The organism is Embleya sp. NPDC055664 (genome assembly GCF_053618075.1).
Genome location: NZ_JBSHGZ010000001.1, coordinates 337,583 through 362,599, shown reverse-complemented (window position 1 = coordinate 362,599; position 25,017 = coordinate 337,583). Strand labels below are relative to the sequence as shown.

19 protein-coding genes and 1 tRNA gene are annotated in these 25,017 nt (G+C 71.7%); 9 read left to right on the top strand and 11 right to left on the bottom strand.

Annotation, left to right across the window (positions count from 1 at the left end):
• Window positions 1-81 precede the first annotated feature (81 nt).
• Window positions 82-1,197, bottom strand: a complete 1,116-nt coding sequence (locus ACWGR4_RS01510) for a PrgI family protein (protein ID WP_452131186.1) — start codon at window positions 1,195-1,197, stop codon at window positions 82-84.
• Between the two features lie 1,179 nt (window positions 1,198-2,376).
• Between ACWGR4_RS01510 and ACWGR4_RS01505 the strand changes: the two genes are divergently transcribed.
• A complete protein-coding gene (locus tag ACWGR4_RS01505; protein WP_452131185.1) occupies window positions 2,377-2,514 on the top strand; it encodes a hypothetical protein in 138 nt (45 codons plus the stop codon).
• 997 nt (window positions 2,515-3,511) lie between these two features.
• Here ACWGR4_RS01505 and ACWGR4_RS01500 read toward each other — a convergent pair.
• Window positions 3,512-3,946 carry a pilin gene (locus ACWGR4_RS01500; protein WP_452131184.1) on the bottom strand — a complete coding sequence of 145 codons (435 nt, stop codon included), beginning with the start codon at window positions 3,944-3,946 and terminating at the stop codon, window positions 3,512-3,514.
• Window positions 3,937-4,941, bottom strand: coding sequence for a hypothetical protein (locus ACWGR4_RS01495; protein ID WP_452131183.1), 1,005 nt, complete (start codon window positions 4,939-4,941; stop codon window positions 3,937-3,939). The genes ACWGR4_RS01500 and ACWGR4_RS01495 overlap by 10 nt, the downstream gene beginning before the upstream one ends.
• Before the next feature lie 833 nt (window positions 4,942-5,774).
• Between ACWGR4_RS01495 and ACWGR4_RS01490 the strand changes: the two genes are divergently transcribed.
• Together ACWGR4_RS01490 and ACWGR4_RS01485 are read left to right on the top strand one after the other, a co-directional pair.
• Window positions 5,775-6,125 carry a hypothetical protein gene (locus ACWGR4_RS01490; protein WP_452131182.1) on the top strand — a complete coding sequence of 117 codons (351 nt, stop codon included), beginning with the start codon at window positions 5,775-5,777 and terminating at the stop codon, window positions 6,123-6,125.
• On the top strand, window positions 6,122-7,810 hold the full coding sequence (locus ACWGR4_RS01485; RefSeq protein ID WP_452131196.1) for a recombinase family protein: 1,689 nt from the start codon (window positions 6,122-6,124) through the stop codon (window positions 7,808-7,810). The genes ACWGR4_RS01490 and ACWGR4_RS01485 overlap by 4 nt, the downstream gene beginning before the upstream one ends.
• On the opposite strand, the gene ACWGR4_RS01480 is transcribed toward ACWGR4_RS01485, so the two are convergent.
• Window positions 7,767-7,850 (bottom strand) — tRNA-Leu (locus ACWGR4_RS01480). The two genes, ACWGR4_RS01485 and ACWGR4_RS01480, sit on opposite strands and share 44 nt — an antisense overlap.
• 243 nt (window positions 7,851-8,093) lie before the next feature.
• Between ACWGR4_RS01480 and ACWGR4_RS01475 the strand changes: the two genes are divergently transcribed.
• The 5 genes from ACWGR4_RS01475 (at window position 8,094) to ACWGR4_RS01455 (ending at window position 11,813) form a co-directional block, all read left to right on the top strand.
• The gene (locus tag ACWGR4_RS01475) at window positions 8,094-8,261 is read left to right on the top strand and encodes a hypothetical protein (protein ID WP_452131181.1); all 168 of its coding nucleotides are present in this window, start codon (window positions 8,094-8,096) and stop codon (window positions 8,259-8,261) included.
• Window positions 8,258-8,920, top strand: a complete 663-nt coding sequence (locus tag ACWGR4_RS01470; RefSeq protein WP_452131180.1) for a hypothetical protein — start codon at window positions 8,258-8,260, stop codon at window positions 8,918-8,920. The genes ACWGR4_RS01475 and ACWGR4_RS01470 overlap by 4 nt, the downstream gene beginning before the upstream one ends.
• Entirely contained in the window at window positions 8,917-9,267 is a 351-nt protein-coding gene (locus ACWGR4_RS01465; RefSeq protein ID WP_452131179.1) for a hypothetical protein, read from the top strand. The genes ACWGR4_RS01470 and ACWGR4_RS01465 overlap by 4 nt, the downstream gene beginning before the upstream one ends.
• 128 nt (window positions 9,268-9,395) lie before the next feature.
• Window positions 9,396-10,529: an FAD-dependent oxidoreductase gene (locus ACWGR4_RS01460; RefSeq protein WP_452131195.1), complete on the top strand. Its 1,134-nt coding sequence runs from the start codon at window positions 9,396-9,398 to the stop codon at window positions 10,527-10,529.
• 168 nt (window positions 10,530-10,697) lie between these two features.
• Window positions 10,698-11,813, top strand: a complete 1,116-nt coding sequence (locus ACWGR4_RS01455; protein WP_379996724.1) for a terpene synthase family protein — start codon at window positions 10,698-10,700, stop codon at window positions 11,811-11,813.
• 54 nt (window positions 11,814-11,867) lie between these two features.
• Here the strand turns inward: ACWGR4_RS01455 and ACWGR4_RS01450 are convergent, their stop codons facing one another.
• Genes ACWGR4_RS01450 through ACWGR4_RS01430 form a run of 5 tightly spaced genes read right to left on the bottom strand, consistent with a single transcriptional unit; the run spans window position 11,868 to window position 18,925 of the window.
• Window positions 11,868-12,773: a DUF4231 domain-containing protein gene (locus ACWGR4_RS01450; RefSeq protein ID WP_452131177.1), complete on the bottom strand. Its 906-nt coding sequence runs from the start codon at window positions 12,771-12,773 to the stop codon at window positions 11,868-11,870.
• Window positions 12,770-14,104 (bottom strand): TIR domain-containing protein, encoded by a 1,335-nt coding sequence (locus ACWGR4_RS01445; protein ID WP_452131176.1) that lies wholly within the window; start codon window positions 14,102-14,104, stop codon window positions 12,770-12,772. The genes ACWGR4_RS01450 and ACWGR4_RS01445 overlap by 4 nt, the downstream gene beginning before the upstream one ends.
• Window positions 14,101-16,989: a hypothetical protein gene (locus ACWGR4_RS01440; RefSeq protein ID WP_452131175.1), complete on the bottom strand. Its 2,889-nt coding sequence runs from the start codon at window positions 16,987-16,989 to the stop codon at window positions 14,101-14,103. Before ACWGR4_RS01440 ends, ACWGR4_RS01445 begins: the two co-directional genes overlap by 4 nt.
• Window positions 16,986-17,987 (bottom strand): hypothetical protein, encoded by a 1,002-nt coding sequence (locus tag ACWGR4_RS01435; RefSeq protein WP_452131174.1) that lies wholly within the window; start codon window positions 17,985-17,987, stop codon window positions 16,986-16,988. The genes ACWGR4_RS01440 and ACWGR4_RS01435 overlap by 4 nt, the downstream gene beginning before the upstream one ends.
• A complete protein-coding gene (locus ACWGR4_RS01430; protein WP_452131173.1) occupies window positions 17,984-18,925 on the bottom strand; it encodes an AAA family ATPase in 942 nt (313 codons plus the stop codon). The genes ACWGR4_RS01435 and ACWGR4_RS01430 overlap by 4 nt, the downstream gene beginning before the upstream one ends.
• A 145-nt stretch (window positions 18,926-19,070) precedes the next feature.
• On the opposite strand from ACWGR4_RS01430, the gene ACWGR4_RS01425 reads away from it, so the two are divergent.
• Window positions 19,071-19,637 carry a prepilin peptidase gene (locus ACWGR4_RS01425; protein WP_452131172.1) on the top strand — a complete coding sequence of 189 codons (567 nt, stop codon included), beginning with the start codon at window positions 19,071-19,073 and terminating at the stop codon, window positions 19,635-19,637.
• Between the two features lie 78 nt (window positions 19,638-19,715).
• Here ACWGR4_RS01425 and ACWGR4_RS01420 read toward each other — a convergent pair whose 3' ends face one another.
• Window positions 19,716-24,548, bottom strand: a complete 4,833-nt coding sequence (locus ACWGR4_RS01420) for a LysM peptidoglycan-binding domain-containing protein (RefSeq protein ID WP_452131171.1) — start codon at window positions 24,546-24,548, stop codon at window positions 19,716-19,718.
• A complete protein-coding gene (locus ACWGR4_RS01415; RefSeq protein WP_379996708.1) occupies window positions 24,545-25,012 on the bottom strand; it encodes a pilus assembly protein TadG-related protein in 468 nt (155 codons plus the stop codon). The genes ACWGR4_RS01420 and ACWGR4_RS01415 overlap by 4 nt, the downstream gene beginning before the upstream one ends.
• Window positions 25,013-25,017: the final 5 nt, after the last annotated feature.

The window sequence follows — 25,017 nt, the reverse complement described above, 5'->3', positions numbered from 1 at the left end:
TGAGAGCATCCGGAGCGAACGCGACGGCGGTCTCGGCGGGTCGGGACTCTGTAGTCCGATTCCGTTGCGGTTTCCGAAGCCTCACGAGCCGTACCTCCCGTACTCGTCGTCGTCCCAGCGGTCGGGTTCGCCTTCGTCGTCCTGGACCCGTTCGTCATCCGGATCCCAGGTGTCCCGGTCGTCGGGCGCGAGCGCCTCGCGCGGTCCGGTGATGACCTCGCCGGCGCCGGCGAGATTCGTGGAGTGCCGAACACGTCGTTCCGGGTTGCACGCCGAGGCCAGGACGCCGGTCGCCGTCGCGGCATCCAGAGGAGTGACCGCGATCCCGGCCGGGCGTAGGAGCCGGATCGCCTCGTCGATGCGCCGAGCCAGTCGGGACTCCGCTGCGCGACGGCCGCCGCGCTCCGCGCCCGTACGTGCACCACGCCTCAAACCGGGCAAGCCGAGGGTCGGATCGTGGGCACGAAGAGGCTCACGCAGCACCAGGAGAACCTGCCGACGCAAGAGTTCGTGTTGCCGATCGAGCTGAATCAGAAAGTCCGCGTGCTCGTGGGCTGCGATCTCCAGGGCCGGGTGCGGCAAAGCCGTTGCCTGTTCCCGCAGTTCCTCGATCTGGGCGGAGAGGTCGAACCGCTCCACGCGCACGAGGACCTGGACCGGGGCGGTGAGGGAGTGCAGGTAGCGACCGAAAGCGGCGATCAGGGATTCCTGTTCACCCACCGTTCGGAGCCCGAAGTTCACCGTGCCGCAGAGCGCCACCACCGCGACGCCGTCTATGCCGAGGTCCACAACTCCCATGTCCGTCACGGTCCGAGCGGCCAGGTTCAGCGGGACAGGAGGCTGATCGGCATCGGCCGAACGAGTTCGCCTGCTCAACCACTCCGGAGCAGACGGCGCGCCCTCCGGGGCGCTGACCAGTCGCTTCGGTGCGAGTCGCTGCCGCAGCGCCGCCACCGTCAGCCGATCCAGCGACAGCCCATCTCGTTCTCCCAGGGCGATTGCGGTCGCGAGTATCGCGACGGGCATCGCCACGGCCACCAGGGCCGGCCAAGCCACCCACGCGCGGCCGACCATCCAACCGGCGTACAGGATCGCCACGGTGATGGTGAGGATGACGAGCTGGCGGACGGTGAGCCCGAGCAGGATCGTGTCTTCCCGATCCACATCGGAAGGAATTCGCACCGGTGCGGGAGCCATGCCGCCCTCATCGCGTAGGGAATGCGTCATCGCCGTCCACCTGCTCCGAACTGAAGATCAAGGTCCGCTGTCGGCCGAAGGGTGAATCCGCCTTTGCGATCGGGTTGCAGCCAACTCCTGGGGATGGGGCCACGGAGCGGGTAGTTCAGGCGGGGGTTCTGCGGCTGCCCCTGGGCGTCGAAGGTGTGTGCTCTCAGCGCCTCACGTTGGGCGGGGGTGACGGCTCGCCATGTGGGTTCGACGTCCCAGTCCTGTCGAGCCCGCTGCGCGGGCTTCGGCGCGGCTGATGCCCGGGGGCCAGCCGCTGTCTGCGGTCGCGGAGTGGGTTGCCGCCGCTGATCCTGCACAGGACCGCCTGCGGGCGGTGGAACGGACGGGCGCGGAACAGCCTTCTTCGCCGATCCGGGTGGTCTCGCCGGCTTGGGCGGAGTCTTTGTGCGGGTGTCGGGTGGAGCAACGGGACGTCGAGTCGCCGGTGTACGCGTCGGCTTTGGGGGTGGGGTATCGGTCCCGGTCGGCGGCTTCGCCGATGCCGGGCGAGCGTTCGACGGCTTCCGGGGCTTGCCGGGGTTCGGCACATGGCCGGACCGCCCGCGTGGCGCTGGGCCGGCTGCCTGAGAGGGCGCTCCGCGTGAACCTGGCGCGGGACCTCCGGTTCCCGAAGCGCCCGAGGCCTGAGTCCTCCCGCTCCCGGGGACCGAACCGGAGCCCGACGGTGGCGGTTTGGGCGAACCACCCCCAGGGCCTGCGGGCCCGGACGAGGCGGCAGAGGGAGGCGCCGATCCTCCGGCCGAGGAAGCTCCGGGAGCGTTGTTCGGCGATGATCCACCCGGACGTTGGCGTGATGCCGGCTGCGCCGAACCACGCCTTCCGGCCGGCCCACTCCCACTCCCACGGTTGCGACGAGGACCGCCCGGTCCGCGACCGCCGCCGGGGCGTGCCCCTGACCCTCGTCCTCCGCCACCGGGGCGCGGTCCGGGGCCGCCCGGGCGGCCCTGCTGCCAAGGATTACCGCCGCCGCCCGAGCCGCCGCCTCGACGAGACGCCAGGCCGGACCTCAGCGATCGGAAGGCATAGGCCATCGCCACCTGACGCGCGATACGAACAAGAAGGGGCCCACCGCGGCTGGGGCTCATCGGTGTCGATTGGAAAACGAGCCGTCCCGTCCAACCCGGGATCTTGAACAGAATCCAGAACAGCGCGATCCCGGCCAACATGGCCCCGAGCCCGTCGCCGGTCGGCATGCCCCAGGTCGTGTTGCCCTTGGCGAACAAGGCCCTCATGCCCACGATCAGCGTGATGGATTGGGCCACCTGAATCGTCAGGGCACCGATGAATGCCCTCCACCACAGACGCGCGATCCCCTCGGTGAGAGGAGTCGCATGCCCCGCGAGAGCAAGAGGGGCACAGGCGGCGAGGAGCATTACCAGCGCGACACGAACGACAAACCCGATCAATACCCCGGCCAGCAATGCCAAGGCGGCCATCGAGAAGAGGATCAGGTAGACCTTCGAGAGGGAACCCACCATCGTCTGCGCCAACGCCTGCGCGAGCCCGGCGGCATCGACTCCCTCGCCGACGATGGCCTGCGCCAAGGCATTGGCCAGTGCCACGCAGCGACCCATCACCTCCATCGAGGTGACCGCGGCCACGATGCCCAGCGGGATTCGCGGCGCGATGTCTTTGAAGGCGTACCGGGTCTGCAACGTCTGATGCGTCATCACCAGTACCCCGCCGCCCAGGATCAGCAGCCCGTAGAGGGCGATCGTGATGCGGAGATTGTTCTCCCACACCCCGTGGATCGGCCCGTTCGTGGACACGTCGGGGGTGGAGAGCAAGGTCTTGGACAAGGCGTTGAGGAGCGGATGCGCGGCTTCGGCCACGATCCGTCCGAGGAGGGAACCGACGGCGCCCCACAACATCTTCGGGAGATCGAGCGGATTCCCAATGTCAGGCACCCAGCCGAAGGGGTTGGGGATGTCCCAGTCACCCGGATTCCACCAGTCGGCGGGCATGACGGGTCCGGTCCCGGGTCCCAACGGATCACCACCGCCCGGGGGCTGCGACGGCACATCGGGCGGGACGGTGGCGGCAGGGGTTCCAGGTTGCCCGGGCGGCGGGGAACTCGGCGGCGCAGGCGCGGGATCATGCGGTGCGGAGACCACCTCCAGCCTGTACGACACCGGCGTGGTCTCGGCGCTCGCCGAGACGTTCAGGCCGACCGACACGGCCACGATCAAGACGGCGGCCCACAAAAGGCGGCGCCGTCCGGCCGGGCGCCGAGGCGATCGTCTATGGGAGCGCTTCAGGGCGATCACGCGGTGTTCCCGGGAAGTTTCGCGGCTTCCGACGGTGGGGGCTTGGGTGGGCCGGGGGTGGTCTGCGCGGGATCGGATCCCACGATGCCCTGCAGGACGGTCAGCAGCACCGGGGCGAGGATCGCCAACGCATAGCCGATCGCGGCGGCCTTCAGCGCCGATTTCGCCTTCTCGACCTCGCCCGGATCACCCGCCGCGAGCACGTAACGCAGCCCGCCGACGGTCAGGAACAGGGTGGCGAGTCCCGCGAGGATCCCGACGACCCACGCTCGGGTGTTGGCGATCACGGTCGGGATGTCATTGGCCGCGTAGGCCTGGGCGGCTCCACCGAAGACCAGCAGAAGCACCGCTACACCGATCACGGTGGCCGCGAAGACGACGCCGAGCAACCGGGCACGGTTGCGAGACTTCCGAATCTCGATCAGGCGCATCGATCGGCCTCCGAGCTGATGCGTGGCCGGGCGGGCGAAGCCCCCTTATGAAGTGGAAGGCCCATTGCCCGGGGCGACTTCGACATCCGATCGCGAAGCGAACCGTGGGCGGGCGATGCCGAAGTCGCGTTCCCTGCTACAGACCGTGACGGCGGCGCCGGCATCGGACGGCCGAACCTTGGGCTCGTTGCCGCAGGGAGCGGTTCGGCAAGCACGTGACCGGCGACAGGGTCGGTGGCATCGGTCGTCACGGGTGGCTCGCGGAGGAAGGCGACGAGACGTTGTTCCGCGCGGCGTCGAGCCTTGTACGCGGCGCCGACGGTCCGTTCGTGAGTCCGGGCCCAGTCCGCGATCCGGACCCGGTCCAGGCGTGTGGTCCCGATCAGGTCCGCCTCGGTCCGGGTCAGGACTCCCCAACGAACGGCTCGGGCAAGCACGAGATCGAGGTGTCCGTCCGGGGTGGACACGATGGGCGTCTGCGTCCCCGGCGCGATGGGCATCGGTGCGTCGAGCGCTTCGTGGAGAGCCGCGTAGCCGGCCCGGAACGCCGTCCACCGGAGCCGGATCATGATCCCCGGACGGTCGACGTCGACGCTCCGCAGCCCGGCCAGGAATCCGGCCAGTACCTCGGCGTGGATGTCGTAAGGGCTGTCGGGGAAGCGACGGCTCATCCATGCGCAGATGGCGGCCAGGGCAGGCAGGGCCATCCCGCAGCATGCGATGTTCCAGGGCATCCCGTCGGTCCGTGCGCGAACCACCAGGTGTTCCCATACCGCGTCTCTCGTGGCCAGCGGGCAGTCCCTGCGCAGAAGCACACCCTGAAGCTCGCCCAGCGTGATCCGTCGGGCGGGCAGTCCCGGGAAGCAGCCGCCGTCGATCGACAGAGGCGCTTCGCAGGCCACCAGGAGATCGAGCGCCTTCCGGACCGAGTCCAGCGGCAACGCCTTCTCGAACCCCGGCCCGTGGCCGGGTCGACGGTGAACGGATGCGGACATCGCAAGCGCCTCCTCGCTGATGGCGGACGAGGCGACCAGCAAGTCAGGGCGACGACAAGCAAAGACCAAGATCGAAACAAGGCGCTCGGCGGCCGGAATCGGCGGAACCGCGATCAGTGTTCGCGTGATTGGCGGCGAGCCAAGCGGGCGACAAGCCACAGGCGTTGGCACTCCCCGGTGGCGATGGCGGAGGACGTTCGGACCCGTCGCCCGGGCGCCGGTCAGGGTTGCTCGGCTGGATGGTCGATAGTGGGCCAAGGCTGCCCTGAGCTGCGAATTTATTGGTGATCTTGGAGATCCTTAATAGCGGCCAAGCCGGTTCTTGGCGGCTTGTCGTCCGGGTGCCGGATGTCCAACGGCCCTTCCTCCCGCGCCTTTTGTCATGCACGGGGTTCGCTGTTCGAGCAGCGAGGGGGTGCAGGTGAACCCGGCGAGGATCTGCACACTTTGTCCAGGGCGCCCGCGACGTGCCGAGCCCCGGCTGGATCGCGAACGGCGGTCCGAATCCGGACTCGGCAGCGAGATCTCCGCCTCGCTCGGCGCCACCGGGCCGGGGTGGACCCCCATGTCCGAGTCCGGGTTCGGACCGGAGCGAATCGGCGGTCCGGACTCGGTCGGTCGGGTGGCGGACTCACCGGGACGAGTCGCGAGCACGACGCCCGGAGCGTGGTCGTGCGGGCCGCGCTCGCGTCCTCGTCCCGCCGGCGCCCATCCACCAAGGTGCACGCCCAAAGTCGGCGCCGGCCCCGCCGTCATGACGGTGCGTCACCGCATCGTCGAAGTCCCGATCGTGCGCATCCGGATGGCTTCCGCACAGCGTCGCGGAGGGCCCGATGCCTGACACGAACGCCACTTCGCGACCGTCTCCGATTGCCGGCCCGAGAGCCCGGACGACGCCGCGCGACTGTGAGAGCATCGAAGAAGAGCAACGTGCCGACGGTCGAGGCGCATCGGCGCCGCAGGTCGGGCGATCGCATCACGCCGATCCACCTCCCGGCCGGCCGCGCGCGGCGAAGGGCGATCACGCCGCCCCCGTGGTGACGGTGATCGTTCCCGAGACCTCGCCGGTGGTGACGCCGTCGGTGGCCAGAGCTCTCCTGCGCCTGCTCGTATCGGTGCGGGAACAACATCGGCAGGGGCGAAGTACCGGTGGCTCATCCACCGATGACGAGGCATCGTCGTGACGACCCTGTTCGCCTTCGCCGGGCGCGTGTCCACCGAGGATCAACAAGACCCCGACGCATCGCGGAACTGGCAACTCGGCCGCGCCCAGGCCTTGATCGAACCCACCGGCGGACGAGTCGTCGCCGAGTACTTCGACATCGGTGAATCCCGCTCCCTCCCGTGGAAGCGCCGCCCCCGCGCCGCAGCCCTCCTACAGGCATTGAAGGAACCCGACCGCGGCTTCGACGCGGTCGTCATCGGGGAACCCCAACGCGCCTTCTACGGCAACCAGTACAGCCTCACCCACCCCGTATTCGTGCACTACGGCGTCGAGTTGTGGGTGCCCGAGGTCGGCGGCCCCATCGACCCCGCCTCCGAGGCCCACGACATGATCATGTCCGTCTTCGGCGGCATGTCGAAGGGCGAACGCAGCCGCATCCAGCTCCGCGTGCGCGCCGCGATGGCCGCCCAGGCAAGGATCGAGGGCCGCTTCCTCGGCGGCCGACCCCCGTACGGCTACCGTCTCGTCGACGCCGGCCCGCACCCCCACCCGGCGAAGGCCGCCGAGGGACGGCGCCTGCACCGCCTGGAGCCCGACCCGGACACCGCGCCCGTCGTCGTCTGGATCTTCACCGAATACCTCGCCGGCCGCGGCATGTACGCCATCGCCGAGGACCTGACCCGCTCCGAGATCCCGTGCCCCTCCGCCCACGACCGCGCACGCAACCCGCACCGCTCCGGCGAGGCATGGTCCAAGAGCGCCGTCCGCGCGATCCTCACCAACCCCCGCTACACCGGCCACCAGGTCTGGAACCGCCAGCGCAAACACGAGGTGTTGATCGACGTCGACGACGTCGCCCTCGGCCACGAGACCCGCATGCGGTGGAACAACCCCGACGACTGGGTCTGGTCCACCGCACTCGCCCACGAACCGATCATCGACATCGAGACCTTCCGCCGCGCGCAGGCGATCCTCGCCGGCCGGGGCCGCGCACGCGGGACACGCGAGCGCCACACCACCCGCCACTGCTACCAACTCCGCCGCCGCCTGCGCTGCGCCATCTGCCGGCGCCGCATGCAGGGCCAACGCAGCAGCGGCCTTCTCTACTACCGCTGCCGCTTCCCCAAGGAGTACGCCCTCGCCGGCCGCATCGACCACCCGACCAACGTCTACGTCGCCGAGCAGGACCTGATCCCACCACTCGACGCCTGGCTCGCCGAAGCCTTCGGCCCCGACAACCTCACCGACACCATCGACCGGATGTACGCCGCCCAGCCGGACCCCACCCAAGCCCTCGCCACCAAGGAGGCAACCCAAGTGATCACCGACTGTGACCGAAAGCTCACCCGATACCGTGCCGCCCTCGAAGCAGGCACCGACCCCGGGCTCATCGCCACCTGGACCGCCGAAGTCCAGGCCACCCGCGCCCAGGCCCTCGCGCGCACCCACACCCTCACCGAAGGCCGACGCATGGAAAGGAGCGAGGTGGAAGCCCTCGTCCACGAAATCGGGAACATCCGAGCCGCACTCGCCGAGGCCGAACCGCAGCTCAAGGCGGACACCTACGAGGCGCTGGGGCTGGAACTCACCTACGATCCCACAACGCAACAAGTGCGGGCCGAGGCAAGCCTCGACCCGCACAAGTTGGGGTTACGGTCTGTGTCCGAGGGGGGACTTGAACCCCCAAGCCCTTTCGGGCACTAGCACCTCAAGCTAGCGCGTCTGCCAATTCCGCCACCCGGACGAGTGGTGCGCGGGGGTTTCGCCCCGCGTGCATGGCAAGGATAGCAAGGTTCGGGAGAGCTTTGCGACACGGTTACCTGTTGGTTGGTTTGGCCGGATCCGATGGGTGGTTTGTGTCGATCGGGTCGTGGGGTGTGGGTGTGGGCGTGGCGGGTGAACATTCCTGGGAAGCGTGCACAGCGCTGCCGTCGGGCGGGTCTCCGGCGGTGTCGGTGGGCGGTATCCATCCCGGGAGGGGAACCCCATGCAGCTCGGCAGGCCGGTGGCGACGGGTGAGGTCGTGGAGCGGACACGACGGGACGAGGGGGTCGTCGGCACGGCGGCGACCGGGTCCGGGGACGGGCGGGAGCGCGGCGAACGCGCCCTCTCGGCGCCGCCGGCCGAGGTGCCGTCGGCGGCCGGCGGGCGATGATCGGCCGGCGGCGGCTGCCCGAGGAGCGGCCGGGCGTCGCGCCCGTGGGGTACAAGGTCGCCGGGCTGCTGCTGTCGGTGGACGGTGATCGGGCCGCTTTCGCCGGCGTGTCGATCGGGCGGAGCCGGGCGTACGAGGTCGACGCCGAGGCGCACTGCGCGTACGGACGGCGGCACGCCCCACCGGCGCCGCGCTGCGACTGCGGGTTCTACAGCCTCGCGGACCGGGCGGAGGCGCGCGCCCTGATGTGCGTCACCGAGTATCGGCACGCGGCGCTGCTGCGGGTGGACGTGCTCGGCCGCTACATCCGGTACGAGCGCGGCTTCCGGTCCGGCCGGCAGCGGGTCACCTCGGTGTGGGTGGGCGCGTGCCGGTGCGGCAATCCGGCCGAACTCCTCGTCGACGCCGGTACCGGGGTGGTGGGCCGACGCGGCTTGGTCGGCAGCTGTACCGGGTGCGCGGTCGGGCGGGTGGGTATGTCGTTCGGCTCGTACGCGCGCCTGGCCGACGTGCCGGTGGCCGCCGACGCGAGCCCCTATGTGCCGCGCGGCGGGGACGACCTCGTCCCGCAGCTGGTCGCCGAGGTCACCCTGCTCCAGGCCCGACTCGACCGCTGCCAGGAACAACTCGGCCGGCTGCTCGGGGCGGATCCCGAGTGACCGGGCCCGAGGAGGCGCCCGACCCCGGCCTGCGCGCGCTGCTCGTGGGCTGGGCGCTGTTCCTCGGCACGGTGGTCCTGGTCGTGGTCGACTGCACCGTCGTGCTCGCCGGCTACTGGAACGCCACGAACGACTGCATGGAGCGTTGGGGCTGCCGGGAGCCGACCGTCGGTCCGGCCGACGGCTCGCTGGTGGCGTTCGGCACGAGTCTGCTCGCGCTGCTTATGGCCACCCTGTCGATGGCGCTGCCGGGATGGACGCCGCGCGCGGTACGGCGGTGGCTGGGCCTGGTGACCGTGGCCGGCCAGGTGATCGGGATCGTGGTCGTGGTCGACGCCACGGGCTGATCGGGAAGCAACCACCCGGCCCGTCTGTTCTCGCTCGTGTGACCGAGACGGTGAACGCGACGAGGACATCGGCCGGGGCGGCTCCCCGGCCCGCGGGCGGGGCTTCGGCCGGGACGGACCGCGCGGCGGTGGACGTCGTGGTGATCGGCGCCGGACAGGCCGGTCTCGCCGCGGCCTACCATCTGCGTCGGTCGGGGCTGTCGTTCGTGGTGCTCGACGCCGACGAGGGGCCGGGCGGGGCGTGGCGGCACCGCTGGCCGACCCTGCGGATGGAGGCCGTACACGGCATCCACGAGCTGCCGGGGATGGCGGTGCCGGACATCGACCCGACCCGGCCCGCGTTCCAGGCGCTGCCGGAGTATTTCGCGGCGTACGAGGCGGCTTTCGAACTCGCGGTCGTACGGCCGGTGGTGGTGCGCGCGGTGCGGTCGGGGGCGGGCGGCGAGGCGGCGGCCGGGGGCGGTGAGACGGCGTCCGCCGGCGTGGCCCGTGGCTCCCTCGACGTCGGCGCCTCCCCCGCCGAGGTGCTGACGGTCGAGACCGATCACGGCGTCTGGACGGCGCGGGCCCTGATCAACGCCACCGGGACCTGGCGGCATCCGTTCATCCCCTACTACCCGGGAGCCGGCGAGTTCCGGGGCCGGCAACTGCACATGGCCGACTATCGCGGCCCGACCGAGTTCGCCGGGCAGCATGTGGTCGTGGTCGGCGGCGGCACGTCGGCGATCCACGCGCTCGCCGAGATCGCCGAGGTCGGCACCACCACGTGGGTGACCCGACGGCCGCCGGTGTTCCGCGAGGGCGACTTCGACGCCGAGGTCGGCCGGGCCGTGGTGGCCCGGGTGGAGGAGCGGGTCCGGGCGGGGCTGCCGCCGGAGAGCGTGGTGAGCGTCACCGGGCTGCCGCCGACCGCCGCCGTGCGGGCCGCGCGCGAGCACGGGGTGCTGACCCGACTGCCGATCTTCGACCACGTCACCCCACTCGGCGTGGCCTGGGCCGACGGCACCGAGATCCGCGCCGACGCGATCGTGTGGGCGACCGGATTCCGGGCGGTACTGCGGCACTTGGCGCCGTTGGACCTGCGCGAGCCGGGCGGCGGCATCCGGATGGAGGGCACCCACACCGCGCGCGACCCGCGCATCCACCTTGTGGGGTACGGTCCTTCGGCGAGCACGATCGGCGCCAACCGGGCCGGCCGGGCCGCCGTACACGACCTGAAGGCACTGCTCTCCACCGAGAGCAAAGCTCACATCGCGGCCTGACCCGGAGCCGGTCCGCGAGCCCGGGGCACGTGCCGGCACAGGTGCCCGTACACGTATCACCGTACGTGTCGAAGCTCCCGTCGACGTCACCCTCCGCACACACAAAGGATCTTGCACCGGCGACGCCGATGCGGCATAACAATGATCACGCAACCGGTGGGAGACCAGGTGCCGCAGGATGTGCTGTTCTCGATACCGTTCGAGGCCCCGATCAGTCCGTACCTGGACCACGCCCGAAGCCGCCACCTCGACTGGGTCCGCGAACGCGGGCTGATCCGCACCGAGGACGGCATGCGCGAATACATCGCGTGGGATCTGCCGGAAGCGGTCGGCCGCACCTACCCGTACGCGTCCGCCGACGATCAGTTCCTGTTGATGAACTGGTTCGCGCTGGCCTTCCTGTTCGACGACGACTGCGACACCGGCCCCGGCACCGAGGCATATTCGCGCACCGACGCCAAGTCGAGCCCGGACGGCGCCGCCGCCCTGCGCCCCCGCTCCCCCGAACGCCCCGACCGCGTCGCGGAGATCGCCCGCGAGCTGATCACCATCCCGTTCCGCGAACCCGGCACCCCACCCGACCTGGTCTCCCCGATCACGCTGGCCTGGTCCGAGGTGTGGGCATCGATGTCCGAGGGCACCTCGGTGACCTGGCAGAACCGATTCGCGGCGAATTGGGCCAGATTCCTGGCCGCGCACGCGTCCGAGATGCGGATGAGCGAGTCCCGCGCGGTGCCCGACCTCGACTCCTACCGGGTGATGCGCCGCAACACCGCCGGCATCCCGCACTCGCTCGACGCGATCGAGCGCAGCCGCCGCTTCGAGGTGCCCGCGCAGATCCAGGCACATCCGCTGATGCGCCGGCTGCGCGAGGCGGCGACGGACACCATCGCGTACATCAACGACATCCAGTCGCCGGGCCGTCGGGGCCGCCGGGTCGCCTCGCACAACCTCGTCGCGGTGCTGCGCGATCGGCTCGACTGCTCGTACGACGTCGCGCTACGCGAGGCGACCCGGATGACCTACGAACAACTCGACACGTTCATGACGCTCCAGGCGTACATGCCGCAGATCTGCGGCGAACTCGGCCTGGGCACCGCCGATCGCATCGCGGTGGAGATGAGCGTCGAGGGCATGCGCAACTGGATCCGCGGCTACTACGACTGGGGCCTGCACTCGGGCCCGTACACCGTGCCGGACGTCGTAGCGGACGAGCCGATGCACGGCCGTGCCGAGGAGTCCGCCGACCCGACGACCGCTCCGCTCCGTAGTCGAACCGCCTGACGCTCCGTCACCAGCCGTCACCGCCGGGCCGGTTGCCCGCACCACCCGCCCGGGTCACTGCGCCGGTCCCGGATCCGCGCTCGCCGCCCGGGCCATCCACCCCTGCGTCTCGATCGAGAAGACGTTCTCGCACCGCTCCACGAACCGGGCCTCCTCGGCCGGATCCAGCGGCATCCGGGCGAGACGATCGTCGCGCAACCGCCGCAACTGCTCGGCCGTGCGGGCGAACGAGATCAGGTTCTCCTGATACCGCATGCCGTACCCGTACAACATCACCGACGCCGACACGGTGGTCACCACGGGCACCCACGCCCCCGCCCCGGCGCCGCCGCTCGTGCCCGCCACCACCGCGAGGGCCATGCCGGTGATCGCCAACACGAACTCGGCGAACTGGATCCGGACCAGCCCGCGCCGCATGCGGATCACCTGCGTGCCGTAGTAGCCGTCCGCCTGGTCGTCGATCCGCTCCCGCACGTAGCTGTCCACGTCGTGCACGGGCGGCGGCAGCGGGTACGCCCCCGGCACCGGCTGCGGTAGCAGCGCGAGCAGTTCGGCGGCGGCGTCCTCGAGGGCTGCGCGCCGCGCGGTCAGCGTCGTCCGGCGCTCGGCCTCGGTGCCCGCGTAGGGCCGGCTCGCCGTCAGATACAGGTAAACCTCGCTTTTGAGCGCCTCGCTGACCGACCTCGTCCGGGTCCACGCCTCGATCCGCTCCGGTTGCAGGCGCAGCGACGTCACCAGCGGCACCAGCCCCACACACAGCGCGCCGATCAGCGACAACACCGTGCCGAGGTCACCGGACGCCTGGGTGCCGGCCGTCACCAGGACCGCGCCCGTCACACCCAGGATCAACCGGACCAGGCGCCAGCGCCGCACCGAGTTCTTGGCCGTCGAAGCCGCGAGCGACCACCGTCGTTGTGCGCGCCAGGTCTGTTCGAGCACCGGATCCGTACCACCGGTCACGCGGGCCTCCAGGGCGGGTTCGGTGCCTCCGCACGCCCGGCCAGCTGCATCGCGCGGCCGTGCGTACGCTTCAACTCCTTTTCGCCGGACGCGGATAGCGGTGCCAGCTCGATCGCCTCGACCGCCACACCGGTGCCGGCCCGGTCGGTGACGAACAGCAGCAGCAGGCGAGGGAAGCACGCCCGCAACTCGCGCACCAGCGCCACGTCCGGCAGGTGCCGGATGACCACCACGATCGGCCCGGTCTCCAGTGCGTGCGCGTCGAGCACGTCGCGGAACCCGGACTCACCGGCCAACTCGGGGTCGTCGTAACCGTCGTAGCCCAGATACCCGGCCACCGCGTCCCGGATCGCGGCGACCAGGTCCGCCGCCATCCGCGCCCCGGCAGGCACCGTGACCTCCAGGTGCGGCCACGGACGCGGGCGACCGCTGGCGCGGAGCAGGTAGGCCCGCAAGGTACCGTCCCGGGTCGCCGCCAGCACCGCGACCCGTCCGTCCGCGCAGGCCCCCAACTCGCCCAACTGCGCGGCGGCGAGCGCCGGAACCCGCGCATACACCACACTCAACTCGGCCACCGTGTACGCGGGATCCGACCGCAGCACGGGCAACACCTCGCCCAACGCCCGTACCAGCGGGTCCGGTCGCGGCGGCGGAACCGGGACACGCTCGGTCAGCAGCGCCTCGCTCAGCCGCTCGCGCAGTACCTCGCGGTCCAGCGGGCCGCACACCTCCAACACGTCGGCCGCGGCCCGCAGTCGGTCTTCGTAGGCACCGTCCAGGGCGGAGGTGACCGCGTATCGCGTGGGCGAGGAACGGTCGAGGTGCCACAGCATGATCTGGTCGAGGTCGGCGCGCAACTTGACGGGCAGGCGACCTCCGGTGATCTCGTCGTCGGCCCAGTCGCACATGTCCACCTCGCCGAGGTGGATCGCCTTGAGCGCACTCGTGGGCAGGTCCGCGCGCCGTACATCCGGCAACTTCAGTGCGATGAAGCGGTATCGGGCGTCGACCCGCCGCCGGCCGTCCGCGATGCCGGCCTCGTAGCCGACGTTGGCCGACTCCATCGCGTGTCGCGACAGCAGCAACACGGTGGCCTGACTGCGGTGCAACTCCAGGGCGATCTCCTGCTGCCAGACGTCACCGCTGCGCAGGAAATCCTTGTCGTACACGGCCTCGAAGCCCTCGGCCGCCAACTGCGCGACCAGCGCCTCACGCGCGTCCAGACAGCGGCAGCAGACCGCGTCGGGCTTGGCGCGGGTGCTGTGGCTGACGAAGATCCGGGGCCGCGGCGGCGACGCGCCGTGCGGATCGGGAAAGTGCCGGATGGTCACGGGCCGCTCGCATACAGCTCGTCGGGGCCGAGCAGGCGGAACCAGCGGTATTCGTACGGGTCCAAGGCAAGCATCGTGGGCGATCCCGTACGGATGTCCGGAGTTCGCGGCGTCTCCGTGTCCAGGAGGTCCACCAGGGTGCCCTGCGGCGTACCGGGCGTGGTCAGCGCGACGGCGCGGCGCGTATCGCCGAGGTTGGCCGCGCAGAGCACGAACTCGTCTCCGTAACGACGCTGGAGCACGACGACGTCCTCGTGCAGGGAGGGCAATCGGGTGGCCGTGCCGCGGGCGAGCGCCGGCTCGTCGTGGTGCGCGCGCAACATCGCGGCCAGCCGGGCGTTCGTCGGGCCGGGCGGCAGCGTGGCGACGGCGCGAAGTCCGGGCCGGGCGAGCAGGAGAGACGCGGACGCCCAGGTGAGTGGTCTGGCGTCCTCGGTCAGGGCGGACAGGGACACGCTTCGGCCCAACGGGCCTTCGTAGGGCGCGATGGAGCGCATGCGGACGTGCTCCTCCGAGGGGTCCAGGACCAACGACGCCTGAGCGACCCGTAGCGCCCGACCGCCCTGTGGCGGTGGGCTCCTGGTCATCGCAGGCGGGTATCCGTCGTTCTCGTTCCACCCGGTGGGATCGTGCGGCAGGTCGTGGTCGAGCACGAGGATCCGCCCCGGGTACTCGTCTACCGGAGCGCGGAAGATGCCCAGCAGTTCGCTCGCCCTCGCCACCGGCGGCTCACCCCGCTCCACCTCACTCCACCAGTACCGCGACTGCACGATTCGGATACCGACGGCGCCCGCACGCATCAGTGCGCGGCAATACCGCAGCACATTCGCCGCGTCGATCTCTCCCCGGACGCGCGCCACATGCTCGGTGGGCACGTCCACCAGCACCCGCAGCCCCGCCGCGCCCGCCGCGCGCATCCACGCCCACGCCTCGGCGTCGGGCACGCCATCGGCGGCGGCGGTCGGCTCGGCCCGGAACGGCAGACACACACAACCGATCCCGTAGCCACGGATCCGGGCGAAGTCGGCGCCTCCCGGGCCGAGGGGCATCGTCGCGATGAGGGTGTCCGCCGCCCGATCGGTCTCCGGCTCGTCCCTGTGCCGTGGGGTGACCAGGACGGATCGGCCGTCCCCGGTGCGGAGTTCGACCGGACCGCCCCGGCCGACGATGGTGAACGTCGAATAATCCCCCGGCGATACGCTCATCGGTCGGAACGGCAGCGGCACTTCGTCGGGCGGGTCGTTCGGCAGGTCTCCGTCCCACCGCAACAATCGTCCATCGCAGTCCACCGCCAGCGACGTGTCGCCGACGATCGCGAGCGAGGTGAGGTCGGCCCGAAGGGCTTCGCCTTCGACAGTCTGGGCAGGCCCGGAACCGGGCACGCGCACGAGCCGCGGGCCGGTCTGGGCCAGGACCAACGCGCGGCCCGGCGCGCCGCGGGAGATCGCGGTGATCGGCCGTGGCTCGAAGCGCGAGTCGAGCCTGGTCCGTGCTCCCGTGGAGAGGTGAACGATCTCCACCTCGCCGCCGGCGGATGCGATCAGGACATCCTCGTGCCCGTACGCGGCCTGGATCCGGGTGCCGGCCTCGGCGGTCCGGGACAGCTGCATCATCCGGTCGGAGCGTGCTCCGACCGGGGTTGCCCAGACCCCGCGTTCGCTCACGACGATCACCCGAAAGCCCACGATCGCCACCTCCCGGATGCCGCCCGCAAGCAGTCGACGGGGCTCGGCAAGCAAAGTCTGCTCCACCACGATCACCTCGGCGCCCGCCCTGAGCAGCACGATTCCCGAAGTGCCGTCCAGGTCGGACAACTCGGCGCTCTCCTCCAGCCGCTCGGTCGACCACGGCTCACCACGGAAGGAGCACAGCAGCTCCGTCCCGCCCTCCGTCGGCCGCAGTGCCGCCCGCAGGTTCCTGTCCGCCAGCGCCGCCGTGGCCCCGAACACCGTCCGGGTACGCAGCAGCAACCGCCGCCGCTCGGTCGGGGGCTTGGACCCGGCCCGGCCCGCCGCCAGGTCCGCGAACACCACGATCGGCACGTGCTTCGACTCACTCGCCCCCAACTCCACCGCGTATCCGCCGGAATCCCGCTCCCCGGGCGGGGCCAGTTCCACCCGCACCCGTTGCCCACCAGGTACTTCGAGCACTCGATCACCGGCCTTCGGCGGTCGACTCAGCGTGAGCCCGTCGTCCTCGAACCGCACCCCCAGCCGCACCCCTCGGCGCGCCGCCGCACCGAAACCCGCCGGCGTGCCCGCACTCGTCGGCGGCTCGACGTGCAACCGCGCCGCCGCCGAGTCGACCAACGTCCGGGCGAGTGCGCTGGTTGCGAAGACCCCCGGCAGCCTCGGCAGGAAGTGCACGAGCCAGCGGGCCAGGTCGTCGCCCGTCGTGCCGTCCGGGATCAGTGCGAACCGAAAAGCCGTCAGATCCGGCTCGACGTCCCGGGGTTCGGCGCCCATCGCCTCCGCCACCGCCAACCTGGTGTACCGCCGCACCAGTTCGGGGGCCTGCTGCTGCATGTGCTCCGTGAGTCGAAGCACGCGCGCCCATCGCCGGCGGTCGAGCGCCAGCCGGGTCCGCAACACGGCCGCGACGTCCGGTGCCAGGACCAGAGCGTTCGCGTCGGCCGACTCGACGAGCGGGGAGAACCACAGATCCGCCTCCAGGCTCGCCGTGCTGTTCGGGACGAACTCGATCCGGGCACGTCGTACGAACGCCGGTGCGGCATGGGACGCCAGACACAACACCTGGGCCAGCAGCGGCAACGCCGGTTGGCGCTCGGCCACGGTGCGCAGCAACTCCGCGGCATCCAAGGGCCCGTCGACGGCGTCCGCCCACTCGTCCCGCGCCGGATCGGGCCGGTCCCAGCCCGCCGTCACCGCCGCACCTCCCCCCGCACCCGACGGGTCTCCCGTCGGGCCGCGCGGATCGAGGTTCGCCGGTCCAGCGGCACCAGCGACACCCGCTGCCGCAACGACCACGGATGTGCCCGCGCCGGGTACGGCGTCACACAGACCACCGGGCAACCGGCCCGGCGCACCGCGTCGATCCAGTCCCCCCACTCGCCGGGGCCCGCCGCCGCGTCCCCGCTGAACGGCAACCGGCGCAACCCCAGGTCCGAGATCAGCACCACGGGCGTACCCGCCGCCGGCGGCCGGTAGGCCGCCCGTTCGCGCCGCCCGACCCACCGCACCCCCCGCGCGGGTGTGCCCCAAAAGCGCAGCACCTCGACCCGGTCCCGGCCGACCACGCCGCCGGCCAACTCGCGCAACCAGCGCTGATCGGCCCGGAACGGCGTCATGGACTCGCCCGCGTCCAGGAGGAGCTGCACACCCAGACGGGTGGTCGGCCGGGCCCGCCGGGGAAGTTCACGCAGGAAGGATCGAGCCGCCACACGCCGGACGAGGGCCCGCTCGTCCACGGAACGACCGACCACATCCGTCGAGCCGACCGCGAACATCACACCCGGCGCCCAACGGCCCACCCACGGCGGCTCCGGAGAGCCGGCGCGATCGTCCGTGCCCGCTTCGAGCAGGCGATCCACCTCGCCGGCCTGCTCCTCTACCGGCGCTTCCGACGACTCGGCCGGTTCTTCGGTCGCCTCGTTCGACGCCTGGGGGCCGCGCAACACCAACAGCGAGCAACCGGCGTCGGGCAACACCGGCATCGCGACGACCTCCCCCGGAGCCGGCGGCCCGGCCGGCTCGTCGGCCGGCAGCGCCTCGTCGAGGCCGGCCGGCGACTCCGGCGCGTCCGCGTCGCCGGCGATGCCGAGCATGCGGGCGATCTCGGCCGCCGTGTCCGCGTCGCTCACGTCGAGCGCGACGATCGCCCGGACCAGGTCGCCCAGATGGATCCGCCCCCGTGCGGTACTCACCCGCGCAGCCTCGCACTCCCTCGGCCCTTGTCCAGGGCGACCTCCAGGACCAGGTCCCAGGTGCGGCTCCCGGGCTCGACGCCGAGTTCGTGGCAGGCGCGGAGGGTGTCCAGGAACTCGGCCGTGCTGGGCCCCGCGGCCCACTCGGACTCGGCGGCGACCTTCAGCAGGTGCTCCGCCACCCGATCCGCCGTCGACTCGTCGTAGCCGGCGCCGAGATGGCCGCGGGCCACCTTCAACAGGTGCTCCTTGTCCGGAGCGTCCAGCGACAGCACGATGCAGCGGCGGACGAACGGCGCGGGCAACTCCCGTTCGTTGTTGCTGGTGATCACCACCAGCGGCTCGACACCCGGAAGTGCGGTCACCTCCTCGCCGTCCGGTCCGGGGAAGCTCAGCGTGTCGAGCGGTACGAGCAGGCTGTTCGGCAGGTCGGGATCGGCCTTGTCGATCTCGTCGATCAGCACCACGGACCCGGGCGCGGGCCCGGTGTCCCGGCCGGCCCCGGGCATCGTCGCCGGCTTCCCGTCCCGCGCCGGCGGGGTCCGGTACGGATCGAACGCCTTCCACAACACCCCGGACGCGCAGTAGGCGCCGATCGTGGGCGCGACCTCGCGGGTCTGTGCGTCGTTGAGCCGGCGCAGCGCGTCGAAGCGCCAGAACAGGTCCTCGGGTTCGGTCCGCGCGGTGATCACCTCGGTGTGGCACAACCGGCCGAGATGCCGGGCGACGATCGGCGCCAGCGTGGACTTGCCGGACCCGGGCGGCCCGAAGACCAGGAGCGGTCGCCGGGTCGCGAGCGCGACGTTCACGGCGAGCACGATCCGCTCGTCGTCGAACACGTATACCCCGTCGTCCGGTACGGCGCCGGCGCCCGCGAACTCCGGGCCGGGCGCGGGAGGAAGCTCGCGGGAGGGGTCGAACGCCATGGCTGTGGGCACCTGTCCAGTGTGCCGCCCGGCCCCGCGCCCGGGTGGGGATTCCGGCACAAGCGGGCCCGTCCGGGCCCGATTCGATCCGGGATCGGTCACCGGTTCGCCCCCATCCGGTGCCGGGCCGGTCGCCGGTCTGACAGGATCCGATGCCGTGCGGAAATCTCCGATCCACCTCGACCCGGACACCGCGGGTGTGCTGCGGCGCGACCGGGTCGCGATCGTGGCCGGGTTCGTCGTCTACGCAGCCGTACTGGTCTGGCGGGTCGGCGCGCAGGCGGTGCTGCCCGCGCTGCTGATCTTCGGGTTGCTCGCCGCTGCGCTCGTGGTCTGCGACATCCGGCTGCTCCGGCTGCCCGACGCGCTCACCCTGCCCGGATACCCGCTGCTCGCCGCGCTGTTGCTGATCCCCTTCGACGGGGACGCGTACGGGCGGGCGCTGATCGCGATGGCGGCCTGCTACCTCGTGCATCTCGCGCTCGCCCTGGCCGGTGTGGGGGTGGGCCTGGGCGACGCCAAGGCGGCGGGCCTGGTCGGGCTGGTGGTCGGCTGGTCGTCCTGGGCGGCGCTGATCCAGGCGCTGGTGCTCGCGTACGTGGCCGTCGGCCTGTTCGCGGTCGTCCTGGCGGTCACCCGGCGGGCCGGGCGCGGCAGTTCGGTGCCGTTCGGGCCGTTCCTGCTCGGCGCGGCACTGGTCGTCGTACTGGTACACGGTGCATGACGGACCGTCACGGGACGTGTTCGTCCGGCTCGACGCGCCGCCGGCCGGGGGGCTGGTGCCCGCCCGGCCGGATGTGGCTCAGTCGTCCAGCAGGTCGCGCAGCAACTCCACGGTGAGCGCCTCCGGTTCGGCGCCGAGTCCGGCCAGCAGGCCGTCCAGGCGGTCCACGTAGTAGTCCAACTCCGCGCGGTCGCCCGTTATGTGCGTGGCCCGGAACATGGTCCGGTAGAGCATCTGCGACTCCGGGCACACCACCAGGCCGACCGAGCAGGCCCGCTTGGCGGCCTGCGGGTCGTGGTTGTCCAGGTGGTACTCGGCCAGCCGGGCCGCCACGTCGACGATCTCGGCGATCATCTGCTGGCGGAACGGCTCGGCCCACACGTAGCGGCGCGGGCCCACCCCGTCGAACGGCGCGTCGCGCACTATGTCCAACGCCCGTGCGTAGTCCATCGCCACCTCGTGGCTCCCGTACAGACCGGGCGCGACCAACTCGCGGAAGCGGAACCAGTCGCAGGCGAAACCGGGCCCGAACGCGTAGCCCTCGCCGCCGGCCGCGGCGGGCAGGTGGCTCGTGCCGTCCTGGCTCGTGCCCACCCAGCGGCGCAGTTGGCTGATCGCCGAGTTGCGCGCGGTCGCGGTGACGCCCAGCGGCCAGACGGCGGCGTCGAGTTCGGTCAGCGGGCGACCGGGGTGCAGGGCGATCCACGCGGCGAGTTCGGTCAGTCGGGCGCGGCGGCCGTGCTCGACCTCCTCGCCGACACCGATCAGATCGACCTGACCCAGTATCCGGATCTCCGGGTAGGTCGGCGCGAAGCCCTCGGCCGCCTGACCGATCGCGGCCGGTGCCTCGGCCGGCAACGCGGCCACCGGCGGGGCCACATCCCACGCCGAGCCGACCTCGGGCGCGTCCGCCACGGCCGGTTCGGCCTCCGGCGCGACCACCAGGAACGTCCCGGAGTCCTCGGCGGTCGGGGCCTCCCGCACCTGCCCGGGTGCGCCCCAGTACTCGGCGGACGGCATCTCGACGCCACCGACCACGTCGGCGGCGCCGACCGCGCCGGTCGCCGCGACCGCCGAACCGGGCGCCGCCGAACCGGAGTCCGCCGACCCGAACGCGGCCGGACCCGCGATCTCCGGGCCCGGTTCGCCCGGTGCCGGGGCGATCCGCTCGCGTCCCCGGCCCTGCATCAGGTCGACCTCGTCGTCCGGGCCCAACACGTGGACCCCGGGGGCGGCGAGCACGTCCGCCCGCACGCCTCCGTGTCCGTTGGCGGCGTGCGCCGCGTAGGTCTCGTAGGTACCCTCCGGGGCGTCGGCGACGTCCCACGACGGGGTTTGCTCACCGGTGCTGGTCCGAGCGTCGATCGGCACTGCCGTTCCCTCGTCCGGGGCCTCTGCGGCCGCCACCGGTTCGGCCGACTGCCCGACTTCCCCGGTGGATGCGTGGGGGTGGTCCTCGGGATCGTCCACCCCTTCGAGTCCTGTGTCGCCGTGCCCGTCGTCCCCCGACGAGAACCCCGCAGGCGGGCTCGCGGGACCCGGTAGGGAGCCCGTCTCGGGCGCGGCGGGCGCGCCGAAGACCGGCTCACCGAGCGTCGAGTCCGCGAGGTCCGGTGTCCCGAACCCCGGCGCCTGGGTCGCATGGGCCACGAACTCGGCCGATTCCGATGCCGGTTCCTCGTGGCCCGGGGCGACGACGACCGCCTCGTCGGCGGTCGGCTCGGCATGGGCCGACCCGGCACGGACCGATCCGTCGGCGATCGGCTCCTCGAAGGATGGCGGCACCGAGGCTTCTCCGCCATATGCCGGATGCGGATACGGCGGTTCCGCATAGGGCGGTTCGGTATACGACTGTTGCGCGTATGCGGCGTCCGCGGCTACCGCATGTCCCGGTTTCCCGGCCGGCGCCACATCCGGGCCGGTCACGGGCGCTTCGTACTCCCGGGTCGGCGCCGGGGGCGGCCCGGACGAGCCGTTCGCCGGCTGGAACAGTTCGGGCTCGGCGGCCCGTTCGGCCTCCGCGGTCGCGTGCGCGGTGTCGCCGGATCCGGGTCCGGTGTCCTCGTGCTGGTCGTCGGGCAACCACGGCAGCGGCAACGAGCCGGTGTCCTCCGGCGATCCGCCGCCACGCTCGATCCGTTCCGGCGGGGCCAGCGGCATGCCCGCGACGGGGAATACGGCGGCCCCCCACGAGCCGGTGTCGGAAGCCGACCCCGACCCGCCGCGACCGGCGCGGCGCGTGGTCGGCGCGGGCCGTCCGGGTGCGCCGAACACACGCTCGTCGGGCTCGGGATCGGTGGGGTCGGGCTGGTAGTACCCGGGCGAGACCTCGAACTCGGCCGCCACGTCGGCCACAGTCGCCCCGCCGACGCGGGCCGGTCGCTCCATCCCGCCGACCGCGGACCACGCGGCGGAGGACATGCTCCCGCCGCCGGCACCGACGCCCACCTCGACCGACTCCGGTTCACGCTCCGGCCGTTGGCCGGGGATCAACACCTCGTCGGCGGGCACGCCGTCCAGGTCCTTGGACACGGTGAACATGCTCACCAACGCCTGGTACTGCGAGTCCTCCAGGCGCTGGACGTGCACGTCGGTGTTGATCCGACTGGGCGTCACCACGCCCGGCACGGTGGGCAGTCGGGTCACCCCGAGCCCGCTGAGCCACGGCTCCGAGTGCACCGGCGCGATGATCGCGGCGGCGGCACGCGGGTAGGTGTTGGTCAGCCGCTGGATGTGCGGGACGTGCGCCTCGGTCAGCGGCTCCAGGGACAGTACGATCTCCGGCGGCCAGGTGTCGGGCAGGATGCCCTTGGTCCGGGCCTGCCGGGGCGAGGTCAGCTTGGCGTCGTCGAGCAGGCCGACCACCTCGTCCGACCAGGTCGCCAGCCGGCTCAGCGCCTCGTCGAGCGAGTAGGCGTACCGCAGTTGTTGGCGCCCCTCGCGTTCCACGTCACGCAGTTCGCGACCGAAGCCGACCACCGTCACACACAGGTCGTCGCTCCACACGTTGGACAACAGCTCGACGGCGAGCGCGCGCAGCACCGCGAGGTTGTCCTCCCCGGAGCCGTCCGTCAGGCCGACCACGCCGAGCGATTCCAGATCGACCAACAGCTGGCGTCCGTCGTCGGTTTCGCCGAGCACCGCGAGGGCCGGATAGGGCGCCGGTACGTTGGCCGCCGCGCTGGTGTGCAGCAACTCGGCGTCGGCCGGGCAGGTCCAGTGCATGTGGTCGCCGTGTACCGCCTCGAACGGATACAGCGGCGGGGACGGCGCGGCCAGGTGCAATTCGAGCTGCCGGTCGGTGAGTTGCACCGAGTCGATCAGGGGCAGTGTGCGGCCGGTGTCCGACATCCGGGCACACAGCGTGCGCAGTGTGCGGTCGAACAGGTCCAGCGCGTCGGGCGTTTCGGTTGCCCGCAGCTGCTGTTCCAGGTCGGCGGCGGCCGGTGCGGGCATCGCGATCCGGCGCCCGTCCCGACGCACCGACTGCTGTAGTCGACGGCGTACCAGCAGCGCGCCGAGCACCCCCGCGGCGCCGACCGCGCCCAGGGCGAGCGCGCCCACCGGTACCGAACTCTCGTCCCCACCCGGGCTCGGCGCCTCGGCCCGGCTGCCGGTGGGGTTGGTGTTGTCCGATTTCTTGGGCGTCTCGGTCGACGCCGCACCGGGCGCGCCCGCACCGTCGGGGGCGTTCGGAACCGCGATCGGGTCCTGCTTGGCGATCTGCGGCGGGGTCTCGACGAACGGCTTCTGCGGCTCGGCGGGCGGTTGTTGGGCGGGGGGCTGCTGCCGGGGCGGCTGCTCCGCCGGCGGTTGCTGCTGGGGTGGTTGTTGCTGGGGTGGTTGCTGCTGCGGGGGCTGCTGTTGCGGCGGCTGCTGTTGCTGCGGTGCCGGGTCCGCGCCGCCTCCGCCCGGGATGGACAACGTCCACCCGGGCTGGATCGAGTTCGGGTCGGTCAGCGCCGCGCCGCCCGACTGCGGCTGGTCCCTGTTGGCGGCGAAGATCTCGGGATAGCGGTCGCCGTCGCCCAGGAGTTCCTCGGCGATGTCCGACAACGTGTCGCCCGGCTTGACGGTGACCGTCTTCGGCAGCGCCTTGTGCTCCTCCCCCGGCAACTCCGGTGCGTGCGCGGCCTTGACCTCGGCGGGCGGCCCGGCATTGGCGGGCAGCGCGAGCACCCAGCCCTCCTCGACGTAGTCCGCCGAGTCGAACCGCTGCCCGTTCGCCATCGTCTTGCCGTCGTTGAGCCTGGCGATCTCGTTCCAGCGTTTGCCGTCGCCCAATCGCTCCTCGGCGATCGTCCACAACGAGTCGCCGCGTTGCACGGTGTGCGTAGGTCCTGCGGTCGGCCCGGGATCCTGTACCCGGACCGGAATTTCCTGCTCCACGGCTCGAGTGGGCGCACTCGACACGTGTTCCGGCAGCTGCGGCGCGGCGTGCGCCTCGCCGGCGGCCAGCGCGGTACCGGCGGGGAGCATCAGCATGATGCCGCCGATCAGCGCGCCCGCCGCCTTCTGGCTCCAGCCCAGGCCGCGAATGCGCGGCGCGGACAACCCGCGGAGCTGGGCGGGGATTTCCACGATCACCGAGACGGCGAAACACAGCCAGGCGCCCCAGAAGACGAGGGCGAGTGCCGCGAGGAAACCCCGTCCGTCGTCGGGTTGGGTGAGAATCTTGCCGATCTCGTCGAGTGCGGGCAGCCGGTGGGGCAACACGTCGGTGGTGGCCACGACGAGCGAGGCGGGCAGGCCGACGAGCAACGCGAGCAGCACCACGAGGCTGAGCAGGCCGCGTATCAGGTCGAACAGGAATCTTCCGGGTCCGCGACGCCTGCCCCGGTCGGCACGATTTCGTGCGTGTGCCCCGGTGCCCGGACCGGCGCCGGGACGAGGGCCTTGGGTAACGGTCACGGTGCGTCCTCCGGGTTTCGGATCCCATGGACGAGCCCGGCACGGGCATGGCCTTTGACGGTGACGGTGGAGACGCCGAAGAAGGCGGCCACCTTGGTCTTGTATTCGATGGTCACGTAGACGTCGATCTGGCGACCGTCCTTGGTGACCACGGCGTTTCCGCTCTTCACCATGGTGTGAGCGTCGAGATAGTTCTTTGCCGCCTGCTTTGCGTTGTTTTCCGGGACCACGATCGCCGTCCCCGGGATGGCCTTGGTCGGATCGATCGCCTGCCCGGCGGCGCGGGCCGCCTCCTGGGCGAACGCGTCGGCCTTGGAGTCGGCGCGCAACTTGCCGCCGCCGTCGATGACCAGGCCGACGAGCAGGATGATCACCGCCATCATGATCGCGAGCATGATGGCGAGGCTGCCGCGGTCACCGGGGTCGGGGTCGACGTCGGCGCCGCGAACACGCGTGCGGGCCACGGATG

Bases quoted from the DNA above. Each gene is read 5' to 3' on its own strand.
- ACWGR4_RS01470 (WP_452131180.1), top strand. From the start codon at position 8,258: ATGATCGGCCGGCGGCGGCTGCCCGAGGAGCGGCCGGGCGTCGCGCCC.
- ACWGR4_RS01495 (WP_452131183.1), bottom strand. From the start codon at position 4,941: ATGTCCGCATCCGTTCACCGTCGACCCGGCCACGGGCCGGGGTTCGAG.
- ACWGR4_RS01510 (WP_452131186.1), bottom strand. From the start codon at position 1,197: ATGGCTCCCGCACCGGTGCGAATTCCTTCCGATGTGGATCGGGAAGAC.
- ACWGR4_RS01475 (WP_452131181.1), top strand. From the start codon at position 8,094: ATGCAGCTCGGCAGGCCGGTGGCGACGGGTGAGGTCGTGGAGCGGACA.
- ACWGR4_RS01500 (WP_452131184.1), bottom strand. From the start codon at position 3,946: ATGCGCCTGATCGAGATTCGGAAGTCTCGCAACCGTGCCCGGTTGCTC.
- ACWGR4_RS01490 (WP_452131182.1), top strand. From the start codon at position 5,775: ATGCCTGACACGAACGCCACTTCGCGACCGTCTCCGATTGCCGGCCCG.